Raw genomic sequence first — 25,717 nt, 5'->3', positions numbered from 1 at the left:
TAAATTAATTAAAATGTAATTAAGAATAATTAAACGCTCTTTTTTTAGGGTGTAAAAATAAGAATATTTTTTTTATCAAATGCTTTTTTTTCAAAAAATCTCATTTTCATGGTCGATTTTCTTGCTTTTCTTTGCTTTGCGCCGTTAGTTGTACATTCCTATTTGTTCAGTCGCCAGGTGGCACCGTCCTTGGTGTCTTTCACCTCAAACCCGAGTTGTGCGAGTTCGTCGCGTATGCGGTCGCTGGTAGTCCAGTCCTTTTGTGCTTTGGCATTCTGACGTATTTCGAGGAGCAGGTCAACTGCCTTGCCGAAACTTTCCTCACGGCCTTCATTGCCTCCTTGTGCTTCGTTTTTGAGTCCAAGCAGATCGTAGGTAAAGGTGTGCATCACTTTGCGCAGTGCTTCGAGGCCTTCGGGGGTGATGCTGTTCTTCTTGTCTACAACCTGATTGATGAGGCGACAGGCATCGAAGAGGTGGCTGATGACGATGGGCGAGTTGAAGTCGTCGTCCATGGCTTCATAGCATTTCTCAGCAATATCCTTTGCATAGGCTTCGTTGATTTTGCCTTTGGGTGTCACGTCGGCACGCTCGAGTTGTGCCAGGCCTTCCATGAGGCGGTCGAGCCCTTTCTTCGAGGCCTGCAGTGCTTCGTTGGAAAAGTCCACTGTGGAACGATAGTGCGCCTGAAGGATGAAGAAACGGATGGTCATCGGGCTGTAAGCCTGCTCAAGATTGTCGTGCTCACCGGTGAAGAACTGGGAGAGGGTGATGAAGTTGCCGAGGCTCTTGCCCATCTTCTGCCCGTTGATGGTAATCATGTTGTTGTGCATCCAGTATTTCACGGCATCGTCGCCCTGACTCGCCACAGCCTGCGCTATTTCGCACTCGTGGTGAGGAAAGACGAGATCCATGCCGCCACCATGTATATCAAAGTGCTGACCGAGGTATTTCCTGCCCATGGCGGTACACTCGCAGTGCCAACCCGGGAAGCCATCGCTCCATGGCGAAGGCCAACGCATGATGTGTTCGGGCTGTGCTTTCTTCCACAGCGCAAAGTCCACCTGGTTGCGCTTCTCTCCCACACCGTCGAGTTGCCTGCTGTTGTTGATAACATCTTCGAGATTACGTCCGCTAAGTTTGCCATAGTGGTGGTCGCGGTTGTATTTCTCCACGTCGAAATACACACTGCCGTTCGATTCGTAGGCATAACCATTCGCCATGATTTGCTTCACGAGTTCTTCCTGTTCTATGATATGACCGCTGGCGTGAGGCTCGATGCTGGGCGGAAGAACATTGAGCAGGTCCATGGCATGGTGGAAGCGGTTAGTGTAGTATTGCGCCACTTCCATAGGTTCGAGTTGTTCGAGGCGAGCCTTCTTTGCTATCTTGTCCTCGCCTTCGTCGGCATCGTGCTCAAGGTGGCCCACATCTGTAATGTTACGGACGTAGCGTACTTTATATCCCTTGTGCTTGAGATAGCGGAAAACGAGGTCGAAAGTGATGGCAGGACGGGCATGGCCCAGATGTGCATCACCATAGACTGTAGGACCGCAGACATACATGCCTACATGACCTTCTACAAGTGGCTCAAATCGCTCTTTTGTCCTTGTTAAAGTGTTGTATATCCTGAGCATTTTCTTATCAAAATGATGTTGTTTCTTACTTTGGGCGCAAAAGTAGTGATTTTTGACAAAATTTTTAAAATTCAATCGTACAAAATGGCAAATTTTGCAGAAAGCGATGTGCAACCTGACAAAAAAATGAGGAGAAACTATTCATCACGAATGGTTCCTCCCCGTTGTCTATGAGAAAAACGAATATTATACTTACTTATTTTCAACTATCCTGTACTGCTGTTTCAGGTCGCCCTGCTCGTCGAGGATGTCATCAGCAGCATTTTTTCTTACCAACTTTTCGAAATCAATGGGCGTCATGTCATATTTCCGACGGAAAAGCCTGTAGAAAGTGCCGAGATGATTGAAGCCACACTCTTCGGCTATCGACTGCACGTTGAAGTTGGGTTGACGCTGCATCAGCCGTGCCGCATAGATAATCCGTTTGTTGTTAATGTACATGCGCACGTTACGGCCGTCGAACTCCTTGACAATGGCTGCTATGTCATTCTTATCAACACCTATCAACCTGCAAAGGTCCTCCCGCGAAAGGTGTGAACACAGAAACAGGTTCTTTTCATTCACTTTCTTCTCAAGTTGCAGGAATAGTGCTTGTTTACGTTTGCCAGAAGGTTTTTCTTTACTTCCGGCAACATCTTCTGTCTCTACGCGCTTTCTCTCCTCTGACATACTTATTTCACTATCGTTATTGTACACTTCATTTAGTTTTTAAGATACACAAGGTTTCTTCAAACTGAAAGCAAAATTATAAACTGTAGAAAGAAAGTAAGTAACGATTTTTCAGGTTGTTTTCTCAATTTGTCAAAGTTGTTTTCTCAATTTGTATTATTCAGCCTAATTTTCTGACTTTAACGCAGAACCTAGAGTGCAGAAAATGGCAGAAGCCTCGTTTCCAAGACTTCTGCTACCATTTTATGCTTTCCGCCTTAGCGGAGGTTTATCATTGAAAGTTCTTCGCTATTCAGCAAGGAGCCCGAATTCTGCACCGCTGGCATATTCCTGTCCGTGCTGCTCGGAGAGTGCCTTGAACTGGATGTAGCGTGCCATAACAGGACTGCTGAATTCCACACGCTGCTGACCTTTCCTGTTGGGGAAGGCACCGCTGTGAACCTTTGTCCAGTTCTTGCCGTCCTGGCTGACGCTGATTTCGTAGTCCTTCACGTCGCCGTTGCCACCGTTTTGTCTCGGTGTATAGGTAAAGCCCTTCATGTTGCGCACTTCGCCCGCGTCGAAGTTAATCCAGTGCGGATACTTCGTCAGTGTTACACCGTATGCAGTGTGCCAGATGGAGCCGAGGTCGCCATCCACAAGATTATTGGCATCGCCCTCACCGGGTTCCGCACTGGAACAGAACACTACCTGAAGAGGCACAGATTCTATCTTGTCGAAAGTCTGAACTGCTTCCATGCGCTTGTTGTCCTTGTACCAGGCCTTGAGCGTGCCACCTTCGCGCATACTGAACGGTTCGGTGTATTGCTGAGCCTTACCGCCATTCACGTTGTACATAATGACGCGGTCTTCCTGAGGCGAGGACAGCGTAACCTTGCCCACACGGTTGCGGCTGACGCTGATAGGCACTTCGCCGGAACCGCTGACACCAACCTTGGCATCAAAATCACTGGCTACTATCGGACGAATGATGAAACCGAAGTTATACGAACCGGCAAAGGTGCGGTCTTCGTTGAGCGGTCCGCCCTGTCCGCAACTGTTGCCGCCCAGACCTGTTACCTTCGCGTCGAGATGAAGGTGTGTGCCGCTCGACTTGGGCAACTGGTAGGGATGGGGAGCAAAGAGCAGTTCTTTCTGCGACCAAGGCAGGGCACTGGCGCTCATCTTGCCGTCTGCCACGAAGCAAACACCATTGCCTTCCACATTCGTTACGGCACACCAGCGCACGTCTTCGCGGTTGCCCTGTGCCTGTGGTTTGGGCAGCATGATACCCATCTCGCTCACGGGGCGGCTGTACTGCTCGATGAACGAACCAGTGAGGCGGTCATTATAGTTATTCTCAGGACCGCGACCATAGTAGGTGAAGCGGTTGTATTCCGAAGGCAGTTCAAGAACATAGCCTATGCGGGGCAGCACCACGTTGCTCTCGTTCGACGATATGGCGCTGCGGAGTTCGATAGAGCCGTCGGGATAGACGGTATAGACTTCGTTAGTCATAAACTTGAAGTCGTCGGGACCAAATGCGGTTGCATTATCCACGAGTTGGTATCTGCCGCTCGCACCGCCACGCAGTTGTGCGCCGCAGGGTGCCTGACTCGTTACGGAGAAGGTAATGATGACCTCACCGTTCTTGCCCTTGATCACCTTGGCATCGGAGGCTTTGTGCTTCAGGTTATGCAGACCTTTCTGTGCCCATGTGTTCCACGCCCAGTTGTCGTTGTCCACCACTGCACGGAAAGCATCGAGTTTAGGTCCGCAGCCGGGTTTGATGACAGCGTTGCCGCCGTACGACAATGCGCAAATCGAGCCATCGGATTTACTGAACTTAACTTCGAAACCCTTACCGCTTACAGTAATGACATCACTGGCTTCAACTGCAGCGACCTTGTTGTCCTTCGTCTTCTGCACTTCGAGTGCGGGCAGCAGGGCATTGTCCTGCAGGAGGAGTTGTTCTTCCATCTGCACATAGCCCTTCTTTGCCCACGGCTTGTCTGCCTTGAGCAGGAACTGCACCTTTACGAAGTACTCTGCATCGGGAGCAAGTTCCGAGAGATCGAAAGGCAGAGCGTAACTCTGATGTTCGCGCGCCTTGAGCGACAGCGGAGTGCCTGTAAGGGGCTTTTCGTCCACTTTCTTGCCGTCCTTCCATAGCGACACCATGATGTCGTAGTCGGCAAGACTCTCAAAGTAGTTTTTGTTGAAGATGACGATATTGCCTGCCACAACGGAGTCCATTGCCACACCCACGTTCTGATAGACCTTCTTTACCTCGAAATACTGAGCTTTCGGCGTGAGGTCGGGGCGCATGATGCCATTCATGCAGAACATGCCGTCGTTCGGATTGTCGGTCTCACCGAAATCACCACCGTAGCCCCAATAGCGGTCGCCCGTCACGGGGTCGTAGTTGTTGATGGCCTGGTCCACCCAATCCCAGATGGCACCGCCGATGAAGTGGTTAGTCGATTCGATGGCATTCCAATAGTCGATGAGGTTACCCACGGCATTACCCATGGAATGGGCATATTCTGAGATGTGGTAGGGGTATTTCATGTTGTAGTTGCCCTTCACTGCGCCACGCACCCAGCCGATGCTCGGATACTGATTGGAGCCGATGTCAACGATGTCGTTGTTGCGCTCATACTGCACGGGGCGCATCTGCTCGTCGATGCCTTTTATCGCTTCGTATGCTGCCACGAAGTTCTTGCCGGGACCAGCCTCGTTGCCAAGACTCCAGATGACGATAGAGGGGTGGTTGTAATTTTGCATCACCATCTCCACATTACGTGCCACGTGGGCTGCCCTGAACTTCTCCACATGGCTCAGCGAAGCCTCACCGTAGTAGTATTCGTGGCTCTCAATGTTGGCCTCGTCTTCAAGATAGATGCCGTATTTGTCGCAGAGGTAGTACCAATAGGGGTCGTTCACGTAGTGGCTGTTGCGCACATGGTTGATGTTGCCCTGCTTCATCAGCATCACCTCGTGCTCCATCTGCTGACGCGTGATGGCATGGCCGCGGTCGGGGTTGTTCTCATGACGGTTAACGCCTTTCATCTTGATGGGTTTGCCATTAAGGAAATAATAGCGTCCCGACAGACCGAACTCGTCGTCCTTAGCGGCTGTCTGACGGATTTCTACGGTACGGAAGCCAACGGTGGTGGAGAAGGTCTCAACGACCTGCCCTGCCCCATCCTTGAGTTCGCCCACGAGGGTGTAGCAATAGGGGGCTTCTGCGCTCCATTTCTTTACCACCGCGCCTACGGGAATGACACCCTCTGCCGTGGCATATTCCTTGTTCTTGCTCATAAAGGGTACTGCAACCTCGCCTTTCACACCCGGCACGGGCGTGTTCTTGTCGCTGTAGAGTTCATTGGCAAACAGTTTATAGCCTATGGTGTAACCTTTCACGTCTTCTCCTGAGAGGTTACGCACAAGTGTCTTCACCTTCAATGAGGCATCAACGAGCGAAGCGTCGTAAATAGGCACGGTCTGCAAATCGCTGGCATGTACTTTCGGCTTGGCCTGCAATGCCACTGTGCGGAAGATACCAGGCAGACGGAACATGTCCTGCGCTTCGAGGAACGAGCCGTCGCTGTGACGATACACTTCCACTGCCATGACGTTCTCGCCTTCCGGATTGATGAAGCGTGTGATGTCGAACGATGCCGTGTTGCGCGAGTTCTTCGAGAATCCCACATACCTGCCGTTCACATAGAGATAGAAGAAGGAGTCGGTGCCGTCGAAATTAACGAACACTTCCTTCCCGCTCCAGTTGGCAGGTATGGTGAATGTGCGGCGATAGGAACCCACCTCGTTGCGGTTTTTATAGGTCATCCAGTTGGTAGGTGGTGTACGCATCACACCGCCTTTCCAGTCGCCCACACGCACCTGATGCTGGAAAATAACGCGCTGGTTGGAATAGACTGGCATGCCGTACTTCTGTGAGCCGTCCTTCTGTATGCCCACCACATTCCAGTTCATGGGCACCTGAACCTTGTCCCAAGCACTGTCGTCAAAGTCTGTGCGATAGAAGTCAACAGGGCGTTCCCAGGGATTGCCCACCCAGTGGAAACGCCATTCGCCGTTCAGACTCAGCCAATAGTCGCTGTTCTCCGGCAGCACCTTACGGGCTGCATCTTCGCTCTGAAAGTTGAAGAACCAGGCATGGGGCACCTCTTTATTATAACCCAAGGAGTCGGGCGACTGCCATTCCCATCCCGTAGGCGCATCGGCATCGCCATAATAGAAACCGTCGAGTTTCTGTTGTTGGGCAGACATGGTGAGTGCCAACCCTCCTGCCATCAGCAGCATTATCCTTTTAAGCATAGAGTTTTTCCTTTTATTGATTGTATGTCTTGATTTGAAAATTCCTATTTTTTCTTCCCGTAGGCAATGGTGTATTCACCACCGGTGATTTCACTGAGCGAGAGGTTTTTGTAAACCATCTGGTACCACTGCGGCTCTTCCTCGTAGAAGAAACCTATGTTGCCGTCGTGCTGAAGCGTCATCGTGCTGTAGGCACTGCCTTTGTCGCTCACTTGATAGCGCCCGGGCCAGTAGGAGGCAAAGTTTTCAGCCGTGTTGTAGTCGTCTGCCACACGCAGTTCCTTCCAATAGATGGTTACATTTGTGCGTCCCGGACCTGCCGGCACACTCTGCAGCGCCAGTTTCGTTTTACGACCGCTCTTCGACACAGCATCTACAATGAGGATTTCGCCGTCTGTAGGTGATCCGAAATTCGTTATGCCGCCAGGCATAAGGTCAGTCTCTACGGCTTTTTCCCAACTGCCCTGGGCTGAAGCAACATCAGTGTAATGGAACACGTTGAAATAGCGTCCCTTCGCTTTGCGGCTACTCAGGAGTACAGAGCCATCAGGCAGTTCTTCACACTTGGGTTCATCGCCTTTCGGGGCACAACTCTCAGTAGCGCTGCCGAGAATTTTCCAGTTGTAACCAAAATCGTCAGAATAGATAACGAAATTGCCGCCATGAGTACATAATGCACCATATATGCGATAATACTTGCCCACCTTCACCATCTTCGACTGGCAGATGCGGCCCGAACCCATGAAAAGCCCGTTAATGCGATTGCCGAGCAGGTCTTCATACACTTGCTTCGTCAGATCGACAGGCTGCTTGTTCCACACCCACTTGCCGGTCTTTGCATCAAGATTGGCATGTGTACACACAATGCGTTGGGGGTGGTCTATTTTCGATTTCCAATAAGGCGTGTCGCCACTGACGCAAACCAACAGCAGTTCATTCCGCTCACGGTCTGCCACGAGGCAGGCATCACCATAACCGGTGTCAGGACCTTTGCCGCTGCCGAGGAGCACAGTATCCGCGGCACTCCATGTGGCACCGTTGTCGCCCGAAACACGCATCAGGATGTTTACCAATCCATAGCCAATGTCATTGCCACAAGGACGATGGTCAGACAAGGCGATGACATCGCCGTTCTTTGCAGTGGCAATGGCAGGAATACGATAGGGTGCTCCCGTACCGTCGCCGGTGTGGAATAACGTGGTCTGTCCCATAGCCGAAAACGCTATGAGAACAAAACTAAGGGTTGCAAGAGTTTTTTTCATGATTGGGGTTGTTTCTTATTATTGTTTGCAAAGATAAGAAAAGATAGAAAAAAGCCACCGAAATCGGTGGCTTTTTATTTTGAAGTGCTGTTTATCAAGGTTTAGTCCAACTGCCGTCGGTCCAACTGTTGTCATCTTTCGGTGCGAAGTCGAAACCGTCTTGGTTGGTGTCGCCGATGCCTTCGCCGCTGTTATCCTTAGGGATGGTTGTGGCGATGACGTTCTCGTGGCGCATGTCGTATGTCGCTGTAGCGGGAGTGATATAAGTCTTTTTCATTGTCTTTGTTTTGTTTTTTGTGGAATTTTCCGGTTTCCCGGAAATTCCGGTGTTGCCGGAACTTCCGGAAAATCCGGTTTGATTTACTTAATCACTTTCTTACCATTGATGATGTAAACACCCTTCTGAGCGCTGTTCACGCGGCGTCCCTGAAGGTCGTAGATAGCACCGTTTTCAGCACCTGTAGTGATGCCGTTGATACCGGTTACGTCGTCACCAAGACCACCGAAGATGCTCTCAAGACCGATAGTCGGTGTGCCCGCGGGCAGATATGAGCGGTCTGTCGGTACTGTAAGACCATCGATAGTCCAGAACTTGGCTTCTGATTGACCCTTCTTGTAAGCGAGCATAAAGCCACCGTTCACTAAGGTGCCTTCGCCTGCTACGAGGAGGTTACCTACAGGTGCTTCAACTGCGCTTGCTACGGGCAGGAGAGGCACTGTAGCACCCTTCGTACCGCTGATGATGTAGCCCTGACCGGCTGCAATCTTACCTGAAGCAATCGTATCGAGACGTGCGCCCTTAGGCAGTTCTTCGTTGATGGTGTAAACAGTAATCGTGGTGGGCAACTGTGCGTCTGTGGCATGTGCAAATGTCTGTACCACTTCTTCGCCATCGGCAACGCCTTCAGGAGCGATAAGTGTTATTTCTTCTATGTTCTGAGGAATGAGATACCAAGATGAAGCAGTGTTGGCACCACCTGACCAGTTAGTCAGGCTGCCATTTGTACCTTTACCATTGTTGTGACCTGCAGTGTGGATAGGAGCACTTGTGCCTTCAAGGAAGATGTTGAACTGTCCGCCACCGAGAGCAGTGAGTGTGAATGCCTTGGCAGCATTGATGTCAGCACTTCCGGAACCTTCTGTATCGGTGAGGTACACATTGTGCATCGGATTGTAGAACACATTGCCGCCATTACCATTGTCAACAACCTGGAAGATCTCTGCTTCGGGCCATGCATGCAGGTCTCTCCATTTCACTGTATTGGAAGAAAGAGAGTAGTACCATGACTTATAAACACCTTGGCTTGTATAATAGCCAGGATATGCACTTTGTATGATGTAGTATGCACCAACAGTTAGAGGAATGGCGCTGGCTTCTATCTGTGCCTTGAATGCGAGGTAGTCAGCCTTTGTGGGATTTGCCTTAAGCGCGTTATAGTCAACAAGAAGGGCTGCCGTGTCAGCAGAAGCGAGAGCGCCTACAACATCAGTTGTATGGAAGTAGTCTTCCAGTTTGTTGATGAGGTTTGCAACAACAGTTGCTTCAGGTATAGCCACGAGGCAAGAACCTACTTCACCGTTAGCTAAAGCGCTGAGCCATGTGCTGACTTTGTTATCGCGGCTATTTATATAGGCATCAGTTCCGGGAATATTGAGGTTGAAACCATTAGCCTGGTTTGTGTTAGGCTTGATGGTGAAGAGCGTCGGAGTACTGCTGAATGTGGCAACACTGTTGTCTGATTCAGAGCCTACACTCATATAGCCGTTACTCTTGTTGTAAACGGTCACGCCATTGAACTCATCACCGCCGAACGTCCAGAGGTATTCGTCTGTGATGTCGTATTGAGAAGTCGATGAGGCAACATTGCCGTGAGCATATTTTTCACGGAGCGTCATTGCGTATGTCGGTGCCTCGCTGCTTGCTGGGTCGGCTGCCAATGTGAATGGCAGAGAAGAAGTGTAGGTTACATTCACAGTCTGATCGTCGGCAGTTGCTGTAATCGTTGCGGGATCGTAACCTGTTACGTAAGGTACATCACCGATGGCTTCTGCTACGTCAACAGCGCGTCCTGCTGCAACGTTTTCAACGGTTACGGTCTTGACTGTCTGTGTGCCTTTAACTACGTTGATGGTCACGTTCGACATTTCCTGAGTAACGTTGATCGTCAGAGTGCCACCTGCTGTCATTTCTGCGAGAGCCTCTGCGAGAGTGGCTTTGCCATTGATGTCAGCAATGGAGTATTCATTTGAAACAAGAGAAATCTCTGCTAAGTTGGAGATGAAGCATGACGAGAGGTTATTAATGGTATCACCACCAATAATAATGCCTGCTGCCGGATCAGACAGACTAACTGTCACAAGCCACACTTTTGTCAATGCATTAGCATTACCAGATGTATGTGCGTAGGGTGCACCACTGGAACGGTCAATCCAGTAGTCATAATCTACACTCTTCCACATGAAAGAACTTGCGTTGCGGAAAACAGGAGCGAACAAAGAAGGCATTGCTTCCATACTCATCGCACCAGCTGCTTCCGTACGACCACCGAGATATTCGCTGGAAGAGACATTCTTGATGCCGTAACCATTGATAATATCGCCTTCGAACTGCCATACGTGTTCCGCAGTGATTGGTTTTGTCAAGTCGATGGTGTAGTTGTTAGGATTCACTACAGCACCATTTTCATCTAAATGCACATAGGCTGGGTTATTGCCTACTGCTGACTGCCATACATAGTTGTCAGCACCTACCGGCATTGCTTCTGAAGCAGAAACCTGGAGTGTTATCGTCTGTCCCTCATCGGTTTTAGACACCTGATGGGTGGTAGAAGTGATGTATTCGCCGGAAATAGCCAAGAAATCAGAAGCCGTAATTGTAGTGCCTTCTACGAGAGATAGTCCGTAGAATGTCTTGGAGTTTGTACCATCAGTAATTTCAACATCAAAGTTCACTTCTTCAAGGGCTTGCCCAAGTTCAACGGGATAGAGTTTCCAAACATTGTTTGTACCCTCGTTCGAATAACCTGTCCCCCAGAAGGATAACGAGTAGCCTGCACCGTTGTTGTCCACAATACTTCCGTAAGTTGTGCCATCGCTCGTAGCATTGATTCTCCAACCAGTGTATTTGGCTGATGTATGGTAAGCATTGTAAATGAGGTATGCACCGGCAGAAGAAATAGAATTGCTGGTTTTCACCCCATTCCAGAAATTGCCCGTAGCAAACTGTATGTAGTAACCGTTGCCTACACCTGTTGAGATAAAGCGAAGCAAATATGTACTGATGTCGCTGGCAGGAGTGTTGGGGGTTAATACAGCACTTGGGGTAACTGCAGCCCCCGCACGGTAAATCGTATTTCCTGAACCTCTGTCGTAAGCCGGAGATTCTGCATCGTTGGCGCTAGAACCTTCACGGCGAACCTGCGTCAGCATGTACCATTGTCCTTCCACGATAGGATCAGTGGTGGCAGAAACAGAGGCGTTAGTTACATAGAGATTTGTAAGGTCAACCACATATTTCAAATCTGTATATACAACGTTAATTGTCGCACCACTGATAGAAACGCTTGCCTTGTAGCCGGTCACTTCATTGGCGGTGAAATCAGATGCAGAAATGTCGTCGCTCGTAGAGAAAGTGCTTCCGTTAGTATAGTTGGTGCCTTGATATTGAACACCGGCATTTGTGTCGTCTGTACCAGACACGGCAATGGTGTAGGTGATGGCGGGCGTTGCCTTGTAAAGCACCCACTGGCTGATGGCATCGAAAGTAGAATTTGTTATATCACCACCATTACGGTAAATCAGATTGCCTGACGTGCCGTTGAACTTGATGGCTGACTTGTTGCCAATCATGCTAACATCCTGGTGTCCGGAAAGGGTGTAGTAGGCTCCGCTTTCGCGAACGCTGATGCGTTGATAAACGTTTGATGAGTTCAGGGGACATTCAGGTCCGACTCCTCCGAAATAGAGGTTCTGACCCATAACCTGCACGTAGTATCTGATGTTTCCATCAGAACCTGCACCTAAGTTTTGAATGAACCAAAGACCAACATCACCTGTCAGGCTGGTCTCATCCACCCATGCGTAAGCATTTGTACTTCCGTCCAAATACTTGGCAGCACCATTGTTGTAAATGTAGTAGTAGCCCGTTGCAAGTTCTCCGTTTGTAACCTGCGTAGAACCATTAGGTCCGGTCTGTCCCCACATACCAACAACTGCTGTCAGCAAGAATGCTAAAAGAACTGTAATCTTTTTCATTGTTGAGGATTTTAGTTAGTTAATAATGTAAAATTTAATTGATATAAGAAACTTTTCAATTATTTTTTATACGCTCTTCTTTTTCTTATGTGCAAACACATAATCATGGCAAATATAAGCATTTTATTTAATATTCAAAAATTTTAACAAATGAAAAGCCTTTTTTAGCAAGAGCAAACAGACCTTTTTTATAAAAAACCTCTCATTTTCGCACTTTTTTGCGACACAATTTCTTATCTTTGCTCCAAACTTAACAATCAAAAAAAACATGAAAAAGATCCTGATGGCATTGTTGCTGATTTCATCTACGGCAACGGCACAAAACCTGACACAATACGTTGACCCGACAATAGGTTCGGGAGGACACGGCCATGTATTCGTAGGAGCAAACGTACCCTTCGGGTTAGTAGAACTCGGACCAACGAGCTTACCGCAACAATGGGACTGGTGCTCAGGATACCACGTTAGCGACTCCACAGCCATAGGTTTTTCCCACACCCACCTCAGCGGCACTGGCATAGGTGATCTTTTCGATGTAACGATGATGCCCGTTGTGGGCAGACCAGCCTATGCACGCGGAGAAGAAACAGACCCGAAAAGTGGACTTTGGAGTTACATCGAACGTAGCACACAAGTGGTTCGTCCGGGCTACTACAAAGGTAAATTGCTCCGATATGGCATCACAGCCGAACTCACCGCTACACAGCGTGTCGGCATGCATCGCTACACGTTTCCGCAGAGCACAGATGCCGCCATCGTTATCGACCTGATGAACGGTGGTTGTTGGGATAAAGCCACGGAAGTACACATGGAACAAGACGAGGGCGGTATCTCCGGCTACCGCTACTCCACCGGTTGGGCAAAGAATCAAAAAATATTCTTCCACGTTAAATTCAACAAACGCATCGATGGTGTAGAGACCACTGCCGATGGACACTATGCACGCATCAACTTCCAGACCGGCGACGGCGAGAAAGTGCTCGCAAAAGTCAGCCTCTCACCCACGTCTGTGGCAGGAGCAAAGGCTAATATGGCGGCAGAACTGCCCGGATGGGACTTCGATGCCACGGCAAAGGCTGCCGACAAGGCATGGAACGATGAACTCAGCCGCGTAGTCATCACTACCGACGATGCACAGCAACGCCGCATCTTCTATACGGCAATGTACCACGAAATGATTGCGCCAAACGTGTTCTGCGACGTAAACGGCGACTATCGAGGCAGCGACGACATGGTGCGCCAAAACACCGACGAGGGAGAGGCTTTTACCAACTATACCACTTACAGCCTGTGGGACACCTACCGCGCACAACACCCCCTGATGACACTCATACACAGCGACCGAATGCCCGACTTCATCAATACGATGCTACATATATACAGGGAGCAGGGCAAGTTGCCCGTGTGGCACCTGATGGCTAACGAAACGGACTGCATGGTGGGTAACCCGGGTGTAGCAGTGGTGGGAGATGCCGTAATGAAAGACATAGAAGGTCTGGATCAGCAACTCGCCTTCGAAGCCATGAAGACAAGCGCCATGCTCGACGAGCGGGGACTGAAGGAATACCGCGAACGCGGATATATCGCTGTCGAGGACGGCAACGAAAACGTGTCGCGCACATTGGAGTATGCCCTCGCCGACTGGGCTGTGGCACAGGCTGCAAAGAAACTCGGCAAGACAGATGACTACAACTACTTCCTCAAACGCTCAAAGTCATATACAAACGTATTCGACAAAAAGAAAAAATTCATGCGCGGACGCCATGCCGACGGCACATTCCGGACAACGTTCGACCCCTTTGTCTCATCGCATGAGCAGGACGACTTCACAGAAGGCAATGCCTGGCAATACACATGGCTCGTGCCGCACGACATCGACGGGCTGGTCAGCCTCTTCGGAAACAAGAAAGCACTCATCGCAAAACTCGACTCGCTGTTCGTCGTAACAGGCGACCTCGGAAAGAACGCATCGCCAGACATCAGCGGACTCATCGGACAATATGCACACGGCAACGAACCAAGCCACCACATCGTGTATTTCTACACCATGCTCGGTGAACCCTGGAAAACAGCCGACCTCGTGCGACAAATCAACACCACACTCTACCATGACCAACCCGACGGACTTAGCGGAAACGAAGATGTAGGGCAAATGTCGGCATGGTACATCCTCTCCTCGCTTGGTTTCTATCAAGTGGAACCCGCTGGCGGGCGCTATGTGCTGGGATCTCCACTCTTCAACCGCGCTGACCTGCGTGTGAAAGGTGGCACATTTACCATCATAGCCAAAGATAATAGCCCTGAAAACCACTACATACAGAGTGTGAAACTCAATGGCAAACGTCTGAAAAAATACTGGGTAGATTATGCCGACATCGCTCGTGGTGGCACCCTCGAAATACAGATGGGCAAAGAAAAAACAAAGTGGTATTAACTAATTAAGGAAATAGGCTTAACTCATTTTATAAATTATTCAACATGCCTTTACAAACCATCAACGTACGTTGCAAAAACACTGGTAAGACACACAAAGTGCCCTTAGGTTTCAACCTCGAGCAAGTGTATGAAATGCTCGAACTCGACTTACCGCATGGCGCAACAAGCGCCAAGGTGAACAACAAGGTGGAAGGACTCCACTATACCATCTTCAGCGACAAAGACGTGGAATTCATCGACGTGACAAATCCCTCAGGCAGGCGCACATACAGCCGGTCGCTCTTCTTCATACTCTACAAGGCAGTGCACGACCTCTATCCTCAGGCACGCTTACGCATAGACTGCAGCGTACTCAACGGCTACTATTGCCGGCTCGACCTCGAGGGAGGCGTAACGGAAGACATCGTCAACGCTCTGCGCAACCGGATGCAGGAAATAGTGGACGAAAACATTCCCTTCCACCGCAACACAGTGCCTTCTGACCAGGCGATACAACTCTTCCGTGAACATGGACAGGAGGACAAGGCGGTGCTCATCGAGACAGGCGGGGCACTCTACACCACCTACTACACCCTCGACGGACTGCCAGACTATTTCTACGGCTCACTGCTCATCTCAACAGGACAGGTCTATCTCTTCGACCTTGTACCTCACAGCGAAGGACTGTTATTGCGCATCCCCGACTCAAAAGATCCAGACAGACTGCGCCCGATGGTGGCACAGGAACGCTTGTTGGGCATTTTCCGCGAACAACACCGCTGGCAGGACATTCTCAATATGACCACCGTTGGAGAGTTTAATCGTGCCTGCGAAGAGGGACGCACCATCGAACTCATCAATGTCAGCGAAGCACTGCAGGAAAAACGCATTATGAAAATGGCAGACCGCATAGCAGCAGACCAACGGCTGCGCGTCATACTCATAGCAGGACCAAGTTCAAGCGGAAAAACCACCTTTGCCAAACGACTGAGTGTGCAACTGCAGACCTGCGGACTACACCCCATTCCCATCTCGCTCGACGATTATTTCGTGGACCGCGACAAGACACCTCGCGATGAAAACGGGGAATACGACTTCGAACACGTAGAGGCACTGAACATACCATTGTTCAACGAGCAGATGAACGCCCTCCTCAACGGACAGAACGTGGAACTGCCCAGATACAACTTCCAGACGGGTAAGAGCGAGCGAAGCGGAAACTTCGTACAACTCGAAAAGAACGACCTCATCATCCTCGAAGGCATACACGCCCTCAATCCGCTTATCACAAAGGACATCCCGAAGGAGAACAAGTTCAAGATCTATGCTTCAGCCCTGACGAGTATCTTGCTCGACTACCACAACTACATACCCACTACCGACAACCGCCTGCTGCGACGCATCGTGCGCGACTACAAATACAGAGGCTATTCTGCACTTGAAACCATACGCCGCTGGCCAAGCGTGAGGGCAGGAGAAGAAAAGTGGATTTTCCCCTTCGAGGAACAGGCTGACGAGATGATCAACACCGCACTGCTCTTCGAACTCGCCGCACTGCGCGACAAGGCACTGCAACTGCTCGAACAAGTGCCGGAACACGAACCGGAATACAGCGAGGCATACCGACTCAAGAAATTCCTCCTCTACGTCCAGCCCATCTCCACTAAAGGCCTGCCACCAACTTCGCTGCTGCGGGAATTCCTCGGCGGAAGCACTTTTAAATATTGAGAGAGGTATATAATATAACATGCCTCTACTTTCTGTAGTTTTCGCTACGCTCGGAGTTAACGGAGTTAACGAAGTTACAGACGATACCACCAAGTGGAAAGTAAATGACCATCTGTCGAACAAAACATACGTCGCTAACTTCGCTAACTTCATTAACTTCAAGCAAATAGCATTTCTAAACTTGTAATGAATAAGTTTTTCCTCTTTCTCCTGTCGTGGCTGGGCTTCTTCGGCATCACGGCGCAGGCGCAAACTGCAGCCACCGACTATGCTGCGCTGGTCAACCCGCTGATGGGCACGGCTTCAAGTTACGAACTCTCGGCGGGCAACACCTATCCCGCCATCTGCCGGCCATGGGGCATGAATTTCTGGACACCGCAGACGGGCAAGAATGGTAACGGATGGCAATACACCTACACGGCACACCGCCTGCGCGGCTTCAAGCAGACACACCAGCCCAGCCCATGGATCAACGACTACGGGCAATTCTCACTGATGCCTCTCGTGGGACGCGGTGTGTTCGACGAAGAGGGGCGCGCCAGTTGGTTCTCCCACCTCAGCGAGAAAGCCACACCCTATAGTTATGAGGTTTATCTTGCCGACCACGACGTGCGGGCGGAACTCGTACCGACGGAGCGTGCCTGCCTGATGCGTTTCACATTTCCGCAGACCGACAGCGCGTGGGTAGCGATAGATGCTTTCGACGGCGGTTCCGCGGTGGCGATTGATACCCTTCACCGCCGCATCTCGGGCTACACAACGAAAAACAGTGGTGGTGTGGCGGATGGTTTCTGCTGCTGGTTTGTAGTGGAGTTCGACACACCATTCAGCGTAGTTCGCACTGTTCTGGACGGACAACAGGCAGACACCCTGGAAGCCAGAGGCAACCACGCCGGTGTCATGATAGGTTTCCGCACGACTAAGGGGCAACGCGTTACGGCACGCGTGGCATCATCGTTCATCGGCATCATGCAAGCGAGGCAGAACCTGCGGGCAGAACTTGCTGACAAATCGCTCGAGACACTCGGGGAGGAAGGACGCAAGGCCTGGAACGATGTGCTGGGACGCATCGAGGTAGATATGGACGACATCGACCAGGCGCGCACGTTCTATTCCTGCCTGTACCGCTGCCTGCTCTTCCCCCGCAAACTCTATGAATGCGATGCCGACGGCAACATCTTGCACCGCAGCCCTTACGACGGAAAACTGCATACGGGCTATCTCTATACCGACACGGGGTTCTGGGACACCTTCCGCAGCCTGTTTCCGTTGCTCAACCTGGTCTATCCCGACGTAAACCGCGAGATGCAGGAGGGCTTCCTCAATGCCTACCGCGAGAGCGGCTTTTTCCCCGAATGGTGCAGCCCGGGACACAGGGACTGCATGGTGGGCAACAACTCCGCATCAGTGCTCACCGATGCCTACCTAAAGGGAGTGCGTGTTGCCGACAGCACAACACTCTTTGAAGGCTTGCTCCATGCCACCCGCGCTGTCCATCCCACTGTGGGTTCTACAGGTCGCAAGGGTTATGACTGGTACAACAAGTTGGGTTACATTCCCTGCGACGTGGGCATCAACGAGAGTGCGGCGCGCACGCTGGAGTATGCCTACAACGACTGGTGCCTGTGGCAACTCGCGAAGGAAATGGGGCGTGCCGACACGGCAGAACTCCACAGGCGAGCCCTCAACTACCGCAACCTCTTCGACCCCTCACACCGCCTGATGCGCGGCAAACGCAAGGACGGCACATGGCAGACACCCTTCGAACCGCTGAAGTGGGGCGAAGTCTTCACCGAGGGCAATGCCTGGCACTACACGTGGTCCGTGTTCCACGACATCGACGGTCTCATACGGCTGATGGGTGGCAAGGAGAACTTCTGCCAGATGCTCGACAGCGTGTTCAGCGTACCGCCACGCTTTGATGCGTCCTACTATGGCGGTGTCATTCATGAGATACGAGAGATGCAAGTGGCAGGAATGGGCAACTACGCCCACGGCAACCAGCCTATACAGCACATGATTTACCTCTACGACTGGGCAGGACAACCCTGGAAGGCGCAGCAGCACGTACACGATGCCATGCGCAAACTCTACCGCGCCACACCCGACGGCTATCCCGGCGACGAGGACAACGGTCAGACCAGCGCATGGTACGTATTCAGCGCCCTTGGCTTCTATCCCGTCTGTCCCGGCACGGACCAGTACGCCATCGGCTCACCACTCTTCCGCCGCGCCGCCATACACTTCGCGAACGGACGCACCACAACACTAACCGCGCCCGACGTGAGTGCCGACAACGTCTATATACATCGCCTCACCATGGATGGGAAGCCCTACACACGCAACTACCTCCGCCACGAAACACTGCAACGCGGCATCCGCCTCCACTTCGACATGGCACCACAGCCCGACACACAACGCGGCACCACCCCGACCGATGCACCCTACTCCATGTCGCGCGATGAATGAGACAGAATCACTGCAACCGCTAAAAAAGGCCGGCACATTGAAATGCCGACCTTTTCTGTTTTGTTATGTCCCTAAAATCAGAGATTAGGATTGATGTTGCTCCACTCTTCGATGGGTGGCACGATGTTGAGCGTAACGAGTTCGTCGCGCATCTTGCAGAGGTGCTCGTAAGAAGCATCGAGTTTTGCAAGTTCTTCGGGTGTGCCCTGTGGCATGCGGTAGGTGCAGCCATTGGTGTCGAGCGTGGTGTCCATAGCCATCATGATGCGGCTGTACTTGTCGTTGTTGACGAAAGTACCGGCTGGATAGCGGAATGCTTCGCCACCCATCACGCTGCGAATCATCTCTACGCTCAGATACGAGGGGCTCTGGAATGAACTGCGACCACGCAACTTGATGATGGCAGCACCGCCCTGAGTAACGTCCTTCTTCATTTGTTCCCACTCTGCCTCAGGGAAGGCATCGGTACCAATAATCTCTGTAAGCGGCTTGCCTGCTATCTTAACATTTGAACCGAACACAGCCATCTGTTCACCATGACCGCCGTATGTGGCACAGCCCGTTACTTCGCTCTGCATCACACCGAATTTCTTTGCCAGTGCACTCTGCAAACGTGTGGAGTCGAGGGCAGCAAGTGTGGTTACCTGAGAGGGTTTCAGACCGCTGTACAGCAATGTTACAAGACCCGTGAGATCAGCAGGGTTGAAGATAATTACCACGTGCTTCACGTCGGGGCAATAAGCCTTGATATTCTTGCCGAGTTCTTCAGCAATTTTGCAGTTGCCGGCAAGCAGGTCTTCGCGCGTCATGCCTTCCTTGCGGGGAGCACCACCACTGGAGATGATATATTTCGCATCAGTGAATGCTTCTTTTACATCTGTCGTAGCAACGATGTTCACGTCGCCGAAACCGCACTGACGCATTTCTTCTGCCACACCTTCGGGTGAGAACACATCGTAGAGGCAGATGTTGTTTGTAAGACCCATCGTCAGGGCTGTCTGAACCATGTTGGAGCCAATCATGCCGGCAGCACCGACGATAACCAATTTGTCGTTTGTTAAAAATGCCATAATGTTTATGTTTTTGTTGTTGATCTATTCGCAACGGCAAAGTTAACAAAAAAAAGGTGCAATTATGCTGGCTTTTTGAGTTTTTTTTGTAATTTTGTGGAAACCACACTTAAACAGGACTATATCATGACCTTACCTATAGAAAAATTGCGCGAATGGATGGCAGCCGAGGGTGTGGCTGCATTCTACGCACCGACAAGCGACCCGCACGGCAGCGAATACCTGCCGGCACATTTCCAGTTCCGGAAATGGCTGACAGGATTTACAGGCTCTGCCGGCACGGCTGTCGTCACACAGACCGAAGCCGCACTGTGGACCGACTCACGCTATTGGCTACAGGCTGAAGAAGAATTACGTGGGAGTGGCATCATCTTAATGAAAGAAGGCGAGCCAGGAGTGCCTGAAACCGACGAATGGATATGCAGGCACACCTCGCCGGGCGATGTGATAGCAGCCGATGGCAGCACGCTGATGATCCCTGAAAGAGACATGCTGGCTGACTTGGGACGCACACTACGCCTGACGCCACCCGAAGTAACAGACAGTTTGTGGGAAGGGCGACCACCGTTACCCAACGGAAAGATCAGAGTGCAGAATCCCATTTATACGAGTAAGACAGCGGCAGAGAAACTGGCTGCTATCCGAAACGACTTGCGCCGCTACGCACCGGACTGCAGCGGTAGCATACTGCTAAATGAACTCGCTGACGCAGCATGGCTGCTCAATCTGCGAGGAGGCGATGTGGACTACAACCCCGTGTTCCTTGCATATCTGTACGTAGGGCAGACCGAGACTGCGCTTTTCGTTGACGACAACAAACTCACTGACGAGGCACGCGAATCACTCAGAACGGCAGAGGTTAGCGTTTTGCCCTATGACGAAACGCGCAATTTCGTGCTGAAAAAAATAGCCGAAGAGGGGTGCATCGCTATAGCGCGCACCATGAACAGCATGATGGTGGAAGGATTAGTAGCCGACAAGGACTATATTACCACTTCGCCCGTAGAGCATCTGCGTGCCAAGAAGGACGAAGGCGAAATAGCCGGTATGCGCGAGGCGATGCTGCGAGACGGTGTAGCTTTAGTACGTTTCCGCCGATGGCTGGATGAAGCAGTTACACAAGGCGGACAGACAGAGATGAGCATAGACAGGAAACTCACTGCCCTGCGTGCGGAGCAGAAAGGTTTTGAAGGACTGTCATTCGGCACTATTGCCGGCTATGGTCCCCACGGCGCCATCGTCCACTATGAAGCCAACGAAGCAAGTAGTGCTGCATTACAGCCCAAAGGCTTACTCTTGCTCGACAGCGGCGCACAGTACGACTGTGGCACAACCGACATCACACGCACCATAGCCCTCGGACCTCTGACCGATGAGGAACGACACGTTTACACGCTCGTGCTGAAAGGACACATCGCCCTCTCGCAGATGCAATTCCCGAAAGGCACCACAGGCCTGCAACTCGACACAGCGGCACGCATGAATATGTGGCGATGCGGCTACGACTTCGGACACGGCACAGGACACGGTGTGGGAAGCCATCTTTGTTGCCACGAGGGACCACACCAGATCCGTAAGAATCTGCGCGGTTGCACAATGGTGCCATTCGAAGAGGGAATGGTCGTTACGAACGAACCTGGCATCTATGTGGCAGGAAAATTTGGAGTTCGCATTGAAAACATACTGCTGACCGTACCTGCAGGAAAGACTGACTTCGGCGATTTCCTCAAGTTCGAAACACTCACCCTCTGTCCTATCGACACGGCTGCAATAGAGCGCTCGATAATAAACAAGGACGAAATAGCATGGCTGAACGACTATCACCGAACAGTGCGAGAGAAATTATTACCACTACTTACCGACAATGCCGACCGCGAATGGCTCATCAAGGCTACCAACGAACTAGACTAAACCTATTGTAATGCGCAAAAAATCAAATAATTAAGGGTATATCCGTATCATTTCGTGATTTTTACATACCTTTGCCGCGCTTCATCAATAACCTGACCAATGAAAAGATTCTGCTATATACTGATAAGCCTGTTGATGCCATTCACAGCCTCGGCTACCCACATCTTCGGAGATGTGAACAACGACGAAACAGTCAACGTTACCGACGTGGTGAGCCTTGTAAACCATATTCTGGGCAACGGCACACTCGACAACGCGACATACGGCGACATCAACGGCGACGGAGAAGTGAACGTGAGCGATATCGTGGCGCTTACCAACTATATACTCGGACAATACGAACACACGCTTCCAGACATCGAAGTAACAGCCAACGGCGTAACGTTCACCATGAAAGGCGTGGCTTCGGGCACATTCATGATGGGCGCCGACAGTTCCACCGACCCGAACGCCTTCTCCAACGAAGCACCTATCCACCAGGTAACAGTAGGCGACTATTACATAGCCGAAACAGAAGTAACGCAAGAACTGTGGAAAGCCGTCATGGGTAGCAACCCGTCGAGTTTCACGGAGAATGATTCCCTGCCCGTGGAAACCGTAACATGGGATGACTGCCAGACATTCGTTGCCACACTGAGCAGCCTGACAGGACGCTCCTTCCGACTGCCAACAGAAGCAGAATGGGAATTTGCAGCCCGCGGAGGAAACAAGTCGAACGGCTTCTATTACAGCGGCAGCAACAGCATTAAAGACGTATGCTGGTTCGGCAACAACTCGGGCTCCAAAACACACAAAGTTGCTGAAAAACTGCCTAACGAACTCGGACTTTACGACATGAGCGGAAACGTGTACGAATGGTGCTCCGACTGGTATGCCCGATACACCGCCGACAAAGCAGTGAACCCCACAGGGCCCGAAACAGGCGAACGAAGGGTGCGCCGTGGAGGCAGTTTCGACGGATGGAACATCTACTGCCGGTCCACACGACGACTCTACGCCTTCCCCACACACAAGGACGACTACCTCGGACTGCGACTCGCCATGGACATCGAACAATAATAAGCCAAAAAGATAATTAATTCAACTTTCTGAAGTTATCGCTACGCTCGGAGTTATCGGAGTTAACGAAGTTATCGACGATACGTTGGACCGATAAATAATATAAGCATAAGGTAACGTCGTTAACTTCGAGCGTAGCGATAACTTCAATAACTTCGTTAACTTCAAAGAAAACATCAACTTCGTTAACTTCAAGCAAATGAAACTCGAATAATTAACAATTATTATAAAACCTAAAGAAACAAATTATTTTACTTTTTCGTAATTTTGCCGTCGGAATACAAAAAGGACATCATTTCAAAAAAGAATTTATGAAGAAAACACTGCTTTTGGTCTTTGCCGCATTGATGGGCATTACCAATATTTATGCACAGAATGAGAACGACAACTGGACACGCTATGTGAACGATTCCATACAGTGCGACAAAGAAGTACTGAGCCGCGAAAATCCCATTCCGATGTATGTGCTCACACCCGACTCTGTTACAGGCATCAGACTCTATGCCGAGCCTAACACGTACTCGAAATCAGTGGAATACTTCCCCGAAAATACGCTCTTCTTCCAAGGCGAGGCTGGCGACTTCTGGGCATGCAGCTATCTGGGCTACACGGCTTACATCAAGAAGACGGACGCCGACAACACCAACCTCCTTCAGTCGCTCGTGAACAAACTCAGCCGCCACTTCCTCTATGTCAACGCTTACTACGCATGGGAGACCGGCCTCAAGATACGTACTGAATACATGGAAGAGTGGGTGGACTTCCTCAACGAAGAAAAAAAGCACCTCAGGGAAGACACAAACGGTCAGCAAGCCATCGAAATGCCCACCTACCTGCAGCACTTCCGCACGCTGGACTTCGAAGGGTTCAAGGACGGAGGCGAATTCTTCGATAAACTCGACCCAAAAGTTTATTTCCACGTTAACTAACGTCATATCGACATAACAATACATTAGAGGCAACCACCACAAGGTTGCCTTTTTCGTGTTTTTACCACATTTAGTGGTCATTTCTTTGTAACTTTGCTCCCCGAAAAATGGGCTTTGGCCTGAAATGCCAATTCAAAGGAAAATCAAATGCAAAACATCCGAAACATCGCCATCATAGCACACGTTGACCATGGTAAAACTACTCTCGTTGACAAGATGCTTTTGGCAGGCAACCTGTTCCGACAGAACCAGAATGCCGGCGAACTCATCTTGGACAACAACGAGTTGGAACGCGAACGCGGCATCACCATCCTGTCGAAAAACGTTTCTATCAACTATAACGACACGAAAATCAACATCATCGATACCCCGGGACACAGCGACTTTGGCGGTGAGGTGGAGCGCGTGCTCAATATGGCAGACGGTTGCTTGCTTCTTGTGGACGCATTCGAAGGACCAATGCCGCAAACGCGTTTCGTGCTACAAAAGGCGCTCGAAATAGGACTGAAGCCCATCGTTGTGGTTAACAAGGTGGACAAACCCAACTGCCGTCCGGAAGAAGTGTATGAAATGGTGTTCGACCTCATGTTTGAACTCGGTGCAACAGAGGACCAACTCGACTTCCCTGTGGTTTATGGTTCTGCCAAGCAAGGTTGGATGGGCGAAGATTGGCAGACTCCTACTGACAATATCAACTATCTACTCGACAAAATCATAGAAATCATCCCTGCCCCAACACAGTTGGAAGGCACACCGCAGATGCTCGTTACGAGTCTTGACTATTCCAACTACACCGGGCGCATCGCCGTAGGGCGTGTGCATCGCGGTGTCATCAAAGATGGCATGAACTGCACCATTGCTCACCGCGACGGAACGATGGAGAAGACCAAGATAAAGGAACTCCAGACTTTCGAAGGCATGGGGCGAAAGAAGACCGACTCTGTAGAAAGTGGCGACATTTGTGCCGTCATCGGGCTTGAAAACTTCGAAATCGGCGATACACTCTGCGACTTCAACGAACCGGAAGCACTGCCGCCCATAGCCATCGACGAGCCCACCATGTCGATGCTCTTTACCATCAACGACAGTCCTTTCTTTGGAAAGGAAGGAAAATTCTGCACCAGCCGGCACATCGGTGAGCGGCTTACCAAAGAATTGGAAAAGGACCTTGCGCTACGCGTCATGCCGCAAGGCACCGACTCATGGATTGTCAGCGGACGTGGCGTGCTTCACCTTTCCATTCTCATAGAAACGATGCGCCGCGAAGGCTACGAACTGCAAGTGGGGCAGCCACAAGTCATCTTCAAGGAAATAGACGGTAAGCGCTGCGAACCCATCGAGGAACTCACCATCAACGTGCCGGAAGAATTTGCGTCGAAAATGATCGACATGGTAACACGCCGAAAGGGTGAAATGAGAATCATGCAGAATGTGGGCGAACGTGTGGATCTCGAATTCGACATCCCTTCAAGGGGCATCATCGGCCTGCGTACCAATGTGCTCACAGCCAGTCAGGGAGAAGCCATCATGGCGCACAGATTCAAGGAATACCAGCCGTTCAAGGGTGAAATCCTGCGGCGCACCAATGGCTCTATGATTTCGATGGAGAACGGCACAGCATTCGCATACAGCATCGACCACCTACAAGATCGTGGAAAATTCTTCATCTCACCTCAGGACGAAGTCTATGCCGGACAGGTGGTGGGCGAACATGTCCATGAGAACGACCTTGTGGTGAACGTAACTAAAGCCAAACAGATGACCAATGTGCGTGCGAGTGGTACGGACGAAAAGGCAAGAATCATTCCGCCCGTCATCTTCTCGCTCGAAGAAGCACTCGAATACATCAAGGCAGACGAATATGTCGAAGTAACACCAAAGTCTATGCGCATGCGAAAGACTATCCTCGACCACCTCGCACGCAAACGGGCAAACAAAGAAGATTGACAAAATTTTCTCATATTTTTGTGGCGCTGTTCCATGAAAAATGG

At 50.7% G+C, this 25,717-nt stretch carries 15 protein-coding genes; 8 read left to right on the top strand and 7 right to left on the bottom strand.

The features are described from left to right. Positions 1–158: 158 nt before the first annotated feature. From cysS to C7Y71_RS07995, 6 genes are all read right to left on the bottom strand, one after another. Positions 159–1,637, bottom strand: a complete 1,479-nt coding sequence (cysS, locus tag C7Y71_RS08020; protein ID WP_111898050.1) for a cysteine--tRNA ligase — start codon at positions 1,635–1,637, stop codon at positions 159–161. Between the two features lie 192 nt (positions 1,638–1,829). Then, on the bottom strand, positions 1,830–2,306 hold the full coding sequence (locus C7Y71_RS08015) for a helix-turn-helix domain-containing protein (RefSeq protein WP_146739382.1): 477 nt from the start codon (positions 2,304–2,306) through the stop codon (positions 1,830–1,832). 288 nt (positions 2,307–2,594) lie between these two features. Continuing rightward, entirely contained in the window at positions 2,595–6,629 is a 4,035-nt protein-coding gene (locus tag C7Y71_RS08010; RefSeq protein WP_111898048.1) for a glycoside hydrolase family 2 TIM barrel-domain containing protein, read from the bottom strand. 44 nt (positions 6,630–6,673) lie between these two features. Further along, complete coding sequence (locus C7Y71_RS08005; RefSeq protein WP_111898047.1) at positions 6,674–7,891, bottom strand: sialidase family protein; 1,218 nt, start codon at positions 7,889–7,891, stop codon at positions 6,674–6,676. 94 nt (positions 7,892–7,985) lie between these two features. Next, positions 7,986–8,168, bottom strand: a complete 183-nt coding sequence (locus tag C7Y71_RS08000; protein WP_111898046.1) for a hypothetical protein — start codon at positions 8,166–8,168, stop codon at positions 7,986–7,988. 83 nt (positions 8,169–8,251) lie between these two features. Next, positions 8,252–12,145 carry a hypothetical protein gene (locus tag C7Y71_RS07995; protein WP_111898045.1) on the bottom strand — a complete coding sequence of 1,298 codons (3,894 nt, stop codon included), beginning with the start codon at positions 12,143–12,145 and terminating at the stop codon, positions 8,252–8,254. Positions 12,146–12,413: 268 nt separating this feature from the next. On the opposite strand from C7Y71_RS07995, the gene C7Y71_RS07990 reads away from it, so the two are divergent. The 4 genes from C7Y71_RS07990 to C7Y71_RS07980 are packed head-to-tail and all read left to right on the top strand — an operon-like array spanning position 12,414 to position 18,757. Continuing rightward, complete coding sequence (locus C7Y71_RS07990) at positions 12,414–14,579, top strand: GH92 family glycosyl hydrolase (RefSeq protein ID WP_111898044.1); 2,166 nt, start codon at positions 12,414–12,416, stop codon at positions 14,577–14,579. Positions 14,580–14,623: 44 nt separating this feature from the next. Then, a complete protein-coding gene (locus C7Y71_RS07985; RefSeq protein WP_111898043.1) occupies positions 14,624–16,288 on the top strand; it encodes a nucleoside kinase in 1,665 nt (554 codons plus the stop codon). A gap of 19 nt (positions 16,289–16,307) precedes the next feature. Further along, positions 16,308–16,475, top strand: a complete 168-nt coding sequence (locus tag C7Y71_RS11855) for a hypothetical protein (protein WP_193215879.1) — start codon at positions 16,308–16,310, stop codon at positions 16,473–16,475. Continuing rightward, complete coding sequence (locus C7Y71_RS07980) at positions 16,475–18,757, top strand: GH92 family glycosyl hydrolase (RefSeq protein WP_111898042.1); 2,283 nt, start codon at positions 16,475–16,477, stop codon at positions 18,755–18,757. Before C7Y71_RS11855 ends, C7Y71_RS07980 begins: the two co-directional genes overlap by 1 nt. 77 nt (positions 18,758–18,834) lie before the next feature. Here C7Y71_RS07980 and C7Y71_RS07975 read toward each other — a convergent pair whose 3' ends face one another. Next, positions 18,835–19,827, bottom strand: coding sequence for a malate dehydrogenase (locus tag C7Y71_RS07975; protein WP_111898041.1), 993 nt, complete (start codon positions 19,825–19,827; stop codon positions 18,835–18,837). A gap of 126 nt (positions 19,828–19,953) precedes the next feature. On the opposite strand from C7Y71_RS07975, the gene C7Y71_RS07970 reads away from it, so the two are divergent. The 4 genes from C7Y71_RS07970 to typA all read left to right on the top strand — a co-directional run bounded on the left by C7Y71_RS07970 (position 19,954) and on the right by typA (position 25,673). Next, the gene (locus tag C7Y71_RS07970; protein WP_111898086.1) at positions 19,954–21,738 is read left to right on the top strand and encodes an aminopeptidase P family protein; all 1,785 of its coding nucleotides are present in this window, start codon (positions 19,954–19,956) and stop codon (positions 21,736–21,738) included. Between the two features lie 99 nt (positions 21,739–21,837). Next, positions 21,838–22,797: an SUMF1/EgtB/PvdO family nonheme iron enzyme gene (locus tag C7Y71_RS07965; RefSeq protein ID WP_111898040.1), complete on the top strand. Its 960-nt coding sequence runs from the start codon at positions 21,838–21,840 to the stop codon at positions 22,795–22,797. A 311-nt stretch (positions 22,798–23,108) separates the two neighbouring features. Beyond that, a complete protein-coding gene (locus C7Y71_RS07960; protein WP_111898039.1) occupies positions 23,109–23,726 on the top strand; it encodes a hypothetical protein in 618 nt (205 codons plus the stop codon). Positions 23,727–23,873: 147 nt separating this feature from the next. Next, positions 23,874–25,673 (top strand): translational GTPase TypA, encoded by a 1,800-nt coding sequence (typA, locus tag C7Y71_RS07955; protein WP_111898038.1) that lies wholly within the window; start codon positions 23,874–23,876, stop codon positions 25,671–25,673. Positions 25,674–25,717: the final 44 nt, after the last annotated feature.

The organism is Pseudoprevotella muciniphila (assembly GCF_003265305.2).
In the GTDB taxonomy this organism is placed as follows: domain Bacteria; phylum Bacteroidota; class Bacteroidia; order Bacteroidales; family Bacteroidaceae; genus Alloprevotella; species Alloprevotella muciniphila.
Note: the sequence above shows the minus strand (reverse complement) of the source record. Positions and strands in the feature narration are given on the sequence as shown.

Bases quoted from the DNA above. Each gene is read 5' to 3' on its own strand.
- cysS (WP_111898050.1), bottom strand. From the start codon at position 1,637: ATGCTCAGGATATACAACACTTTAACAAGGACAAAAGAGCGATTTGAG.
- C7Y71_RS08015 (WP_146739382.1), bottom strand. From the start codon at position 2,306: ATGTCAGAGGAGAGAAAGCGCGTAGAGACAGAAGATGTTGCCGGAAGT.
- C7Y71_RS08010 (WP_111898048.1), bottom strand. From the start codon at position 6,629: ATGCTTAAAAGGATAATGCTGCTGATGGCAGGAGGGTTGGCACTCACC.
- C7Y71_RS08005 (WP_111898047.1), bottom strand. From the start codon at position 7,891: ATGAAAAAAACTCTTGCAACCCTTAGTTTTGTTCTCATAGCGTTTTCG.
- C7Y71_RS08000 (WP_111898046.1), bottom strand. From the start codon at position 8,168: ATGAAAAAGACTTATATCACTCCCGCTACAGCGACATACGACATGCGC.
- C7Y71_RS07995 (WP_111898045.1), bottom strand. From the start codon at position 12,145: ATGAAAAAGATTACAGTTCTTTTAGCATTCTTGCTGACAGCAGTTGTT.
- C7Y71_RS07990 (WP_111898044.1), top strand. From the start codon at position 12,414: ATGAAAAAGATCCTGATGGCATTGTTGCTGATTTCATCTACGGCAACG.
- C7Y71_RS07985 (WP_111898043.1), top strand. From the start codon at position 14,624: ATGCCTTTACAAACCATCAACGTACGTTGCAAAAACACTGGTAAGACA.
- C7Y71_RS11855 (WP_193215879.1), top strand. From the start codon at position 16,308: ATGCCTCTACTTTCTGTAGTTTTCGCTACGCTCGGAGTTAACGGAGTT.
- C7Y71_RS07980 (WP_111898042.1), top strand. From the start codon at position 16,475: ATGAATAAGTTTTTCCTCTTTCTCCTGTCGTGGCTGGGCTTCTTCGGC.
- C7Y71_RS07975 (WP_111898041.1), bottom strand. From the start codon at position 19,827: ATGGCATTTTTAACAAACGACAAATTGGTTATCGTCGGTGCTGCCGGC.
- C7Y71_RS07970 (WP_111898086.1), top strand. From the start codon at position 19,954: ATGACCTTACCTATAGAAAAATTGCGCGAATGGATGGCAGCCGAGGGT.
- C7Y71_RS07965 (WP_111898040.1), top strand. From the start codon at position 21,838: ATGAAAAGATTCTGCTATATACTGATAAGCCTGTTGATGCCATTCACA.
- C7Y71_RS07960 (WP_111898039.1), top strand. From the start codon at position 23,109: ATGAAGAAAACACTGCTTTTGGTCTTTGCCGCATTGATGGGCATTACC.
- typA (WP_111898038.1), top strand. From the start codon at position 23,874: ATGCAAAACATCCGAAACATCGCCATCATAGCACACGTTGACCATGGT.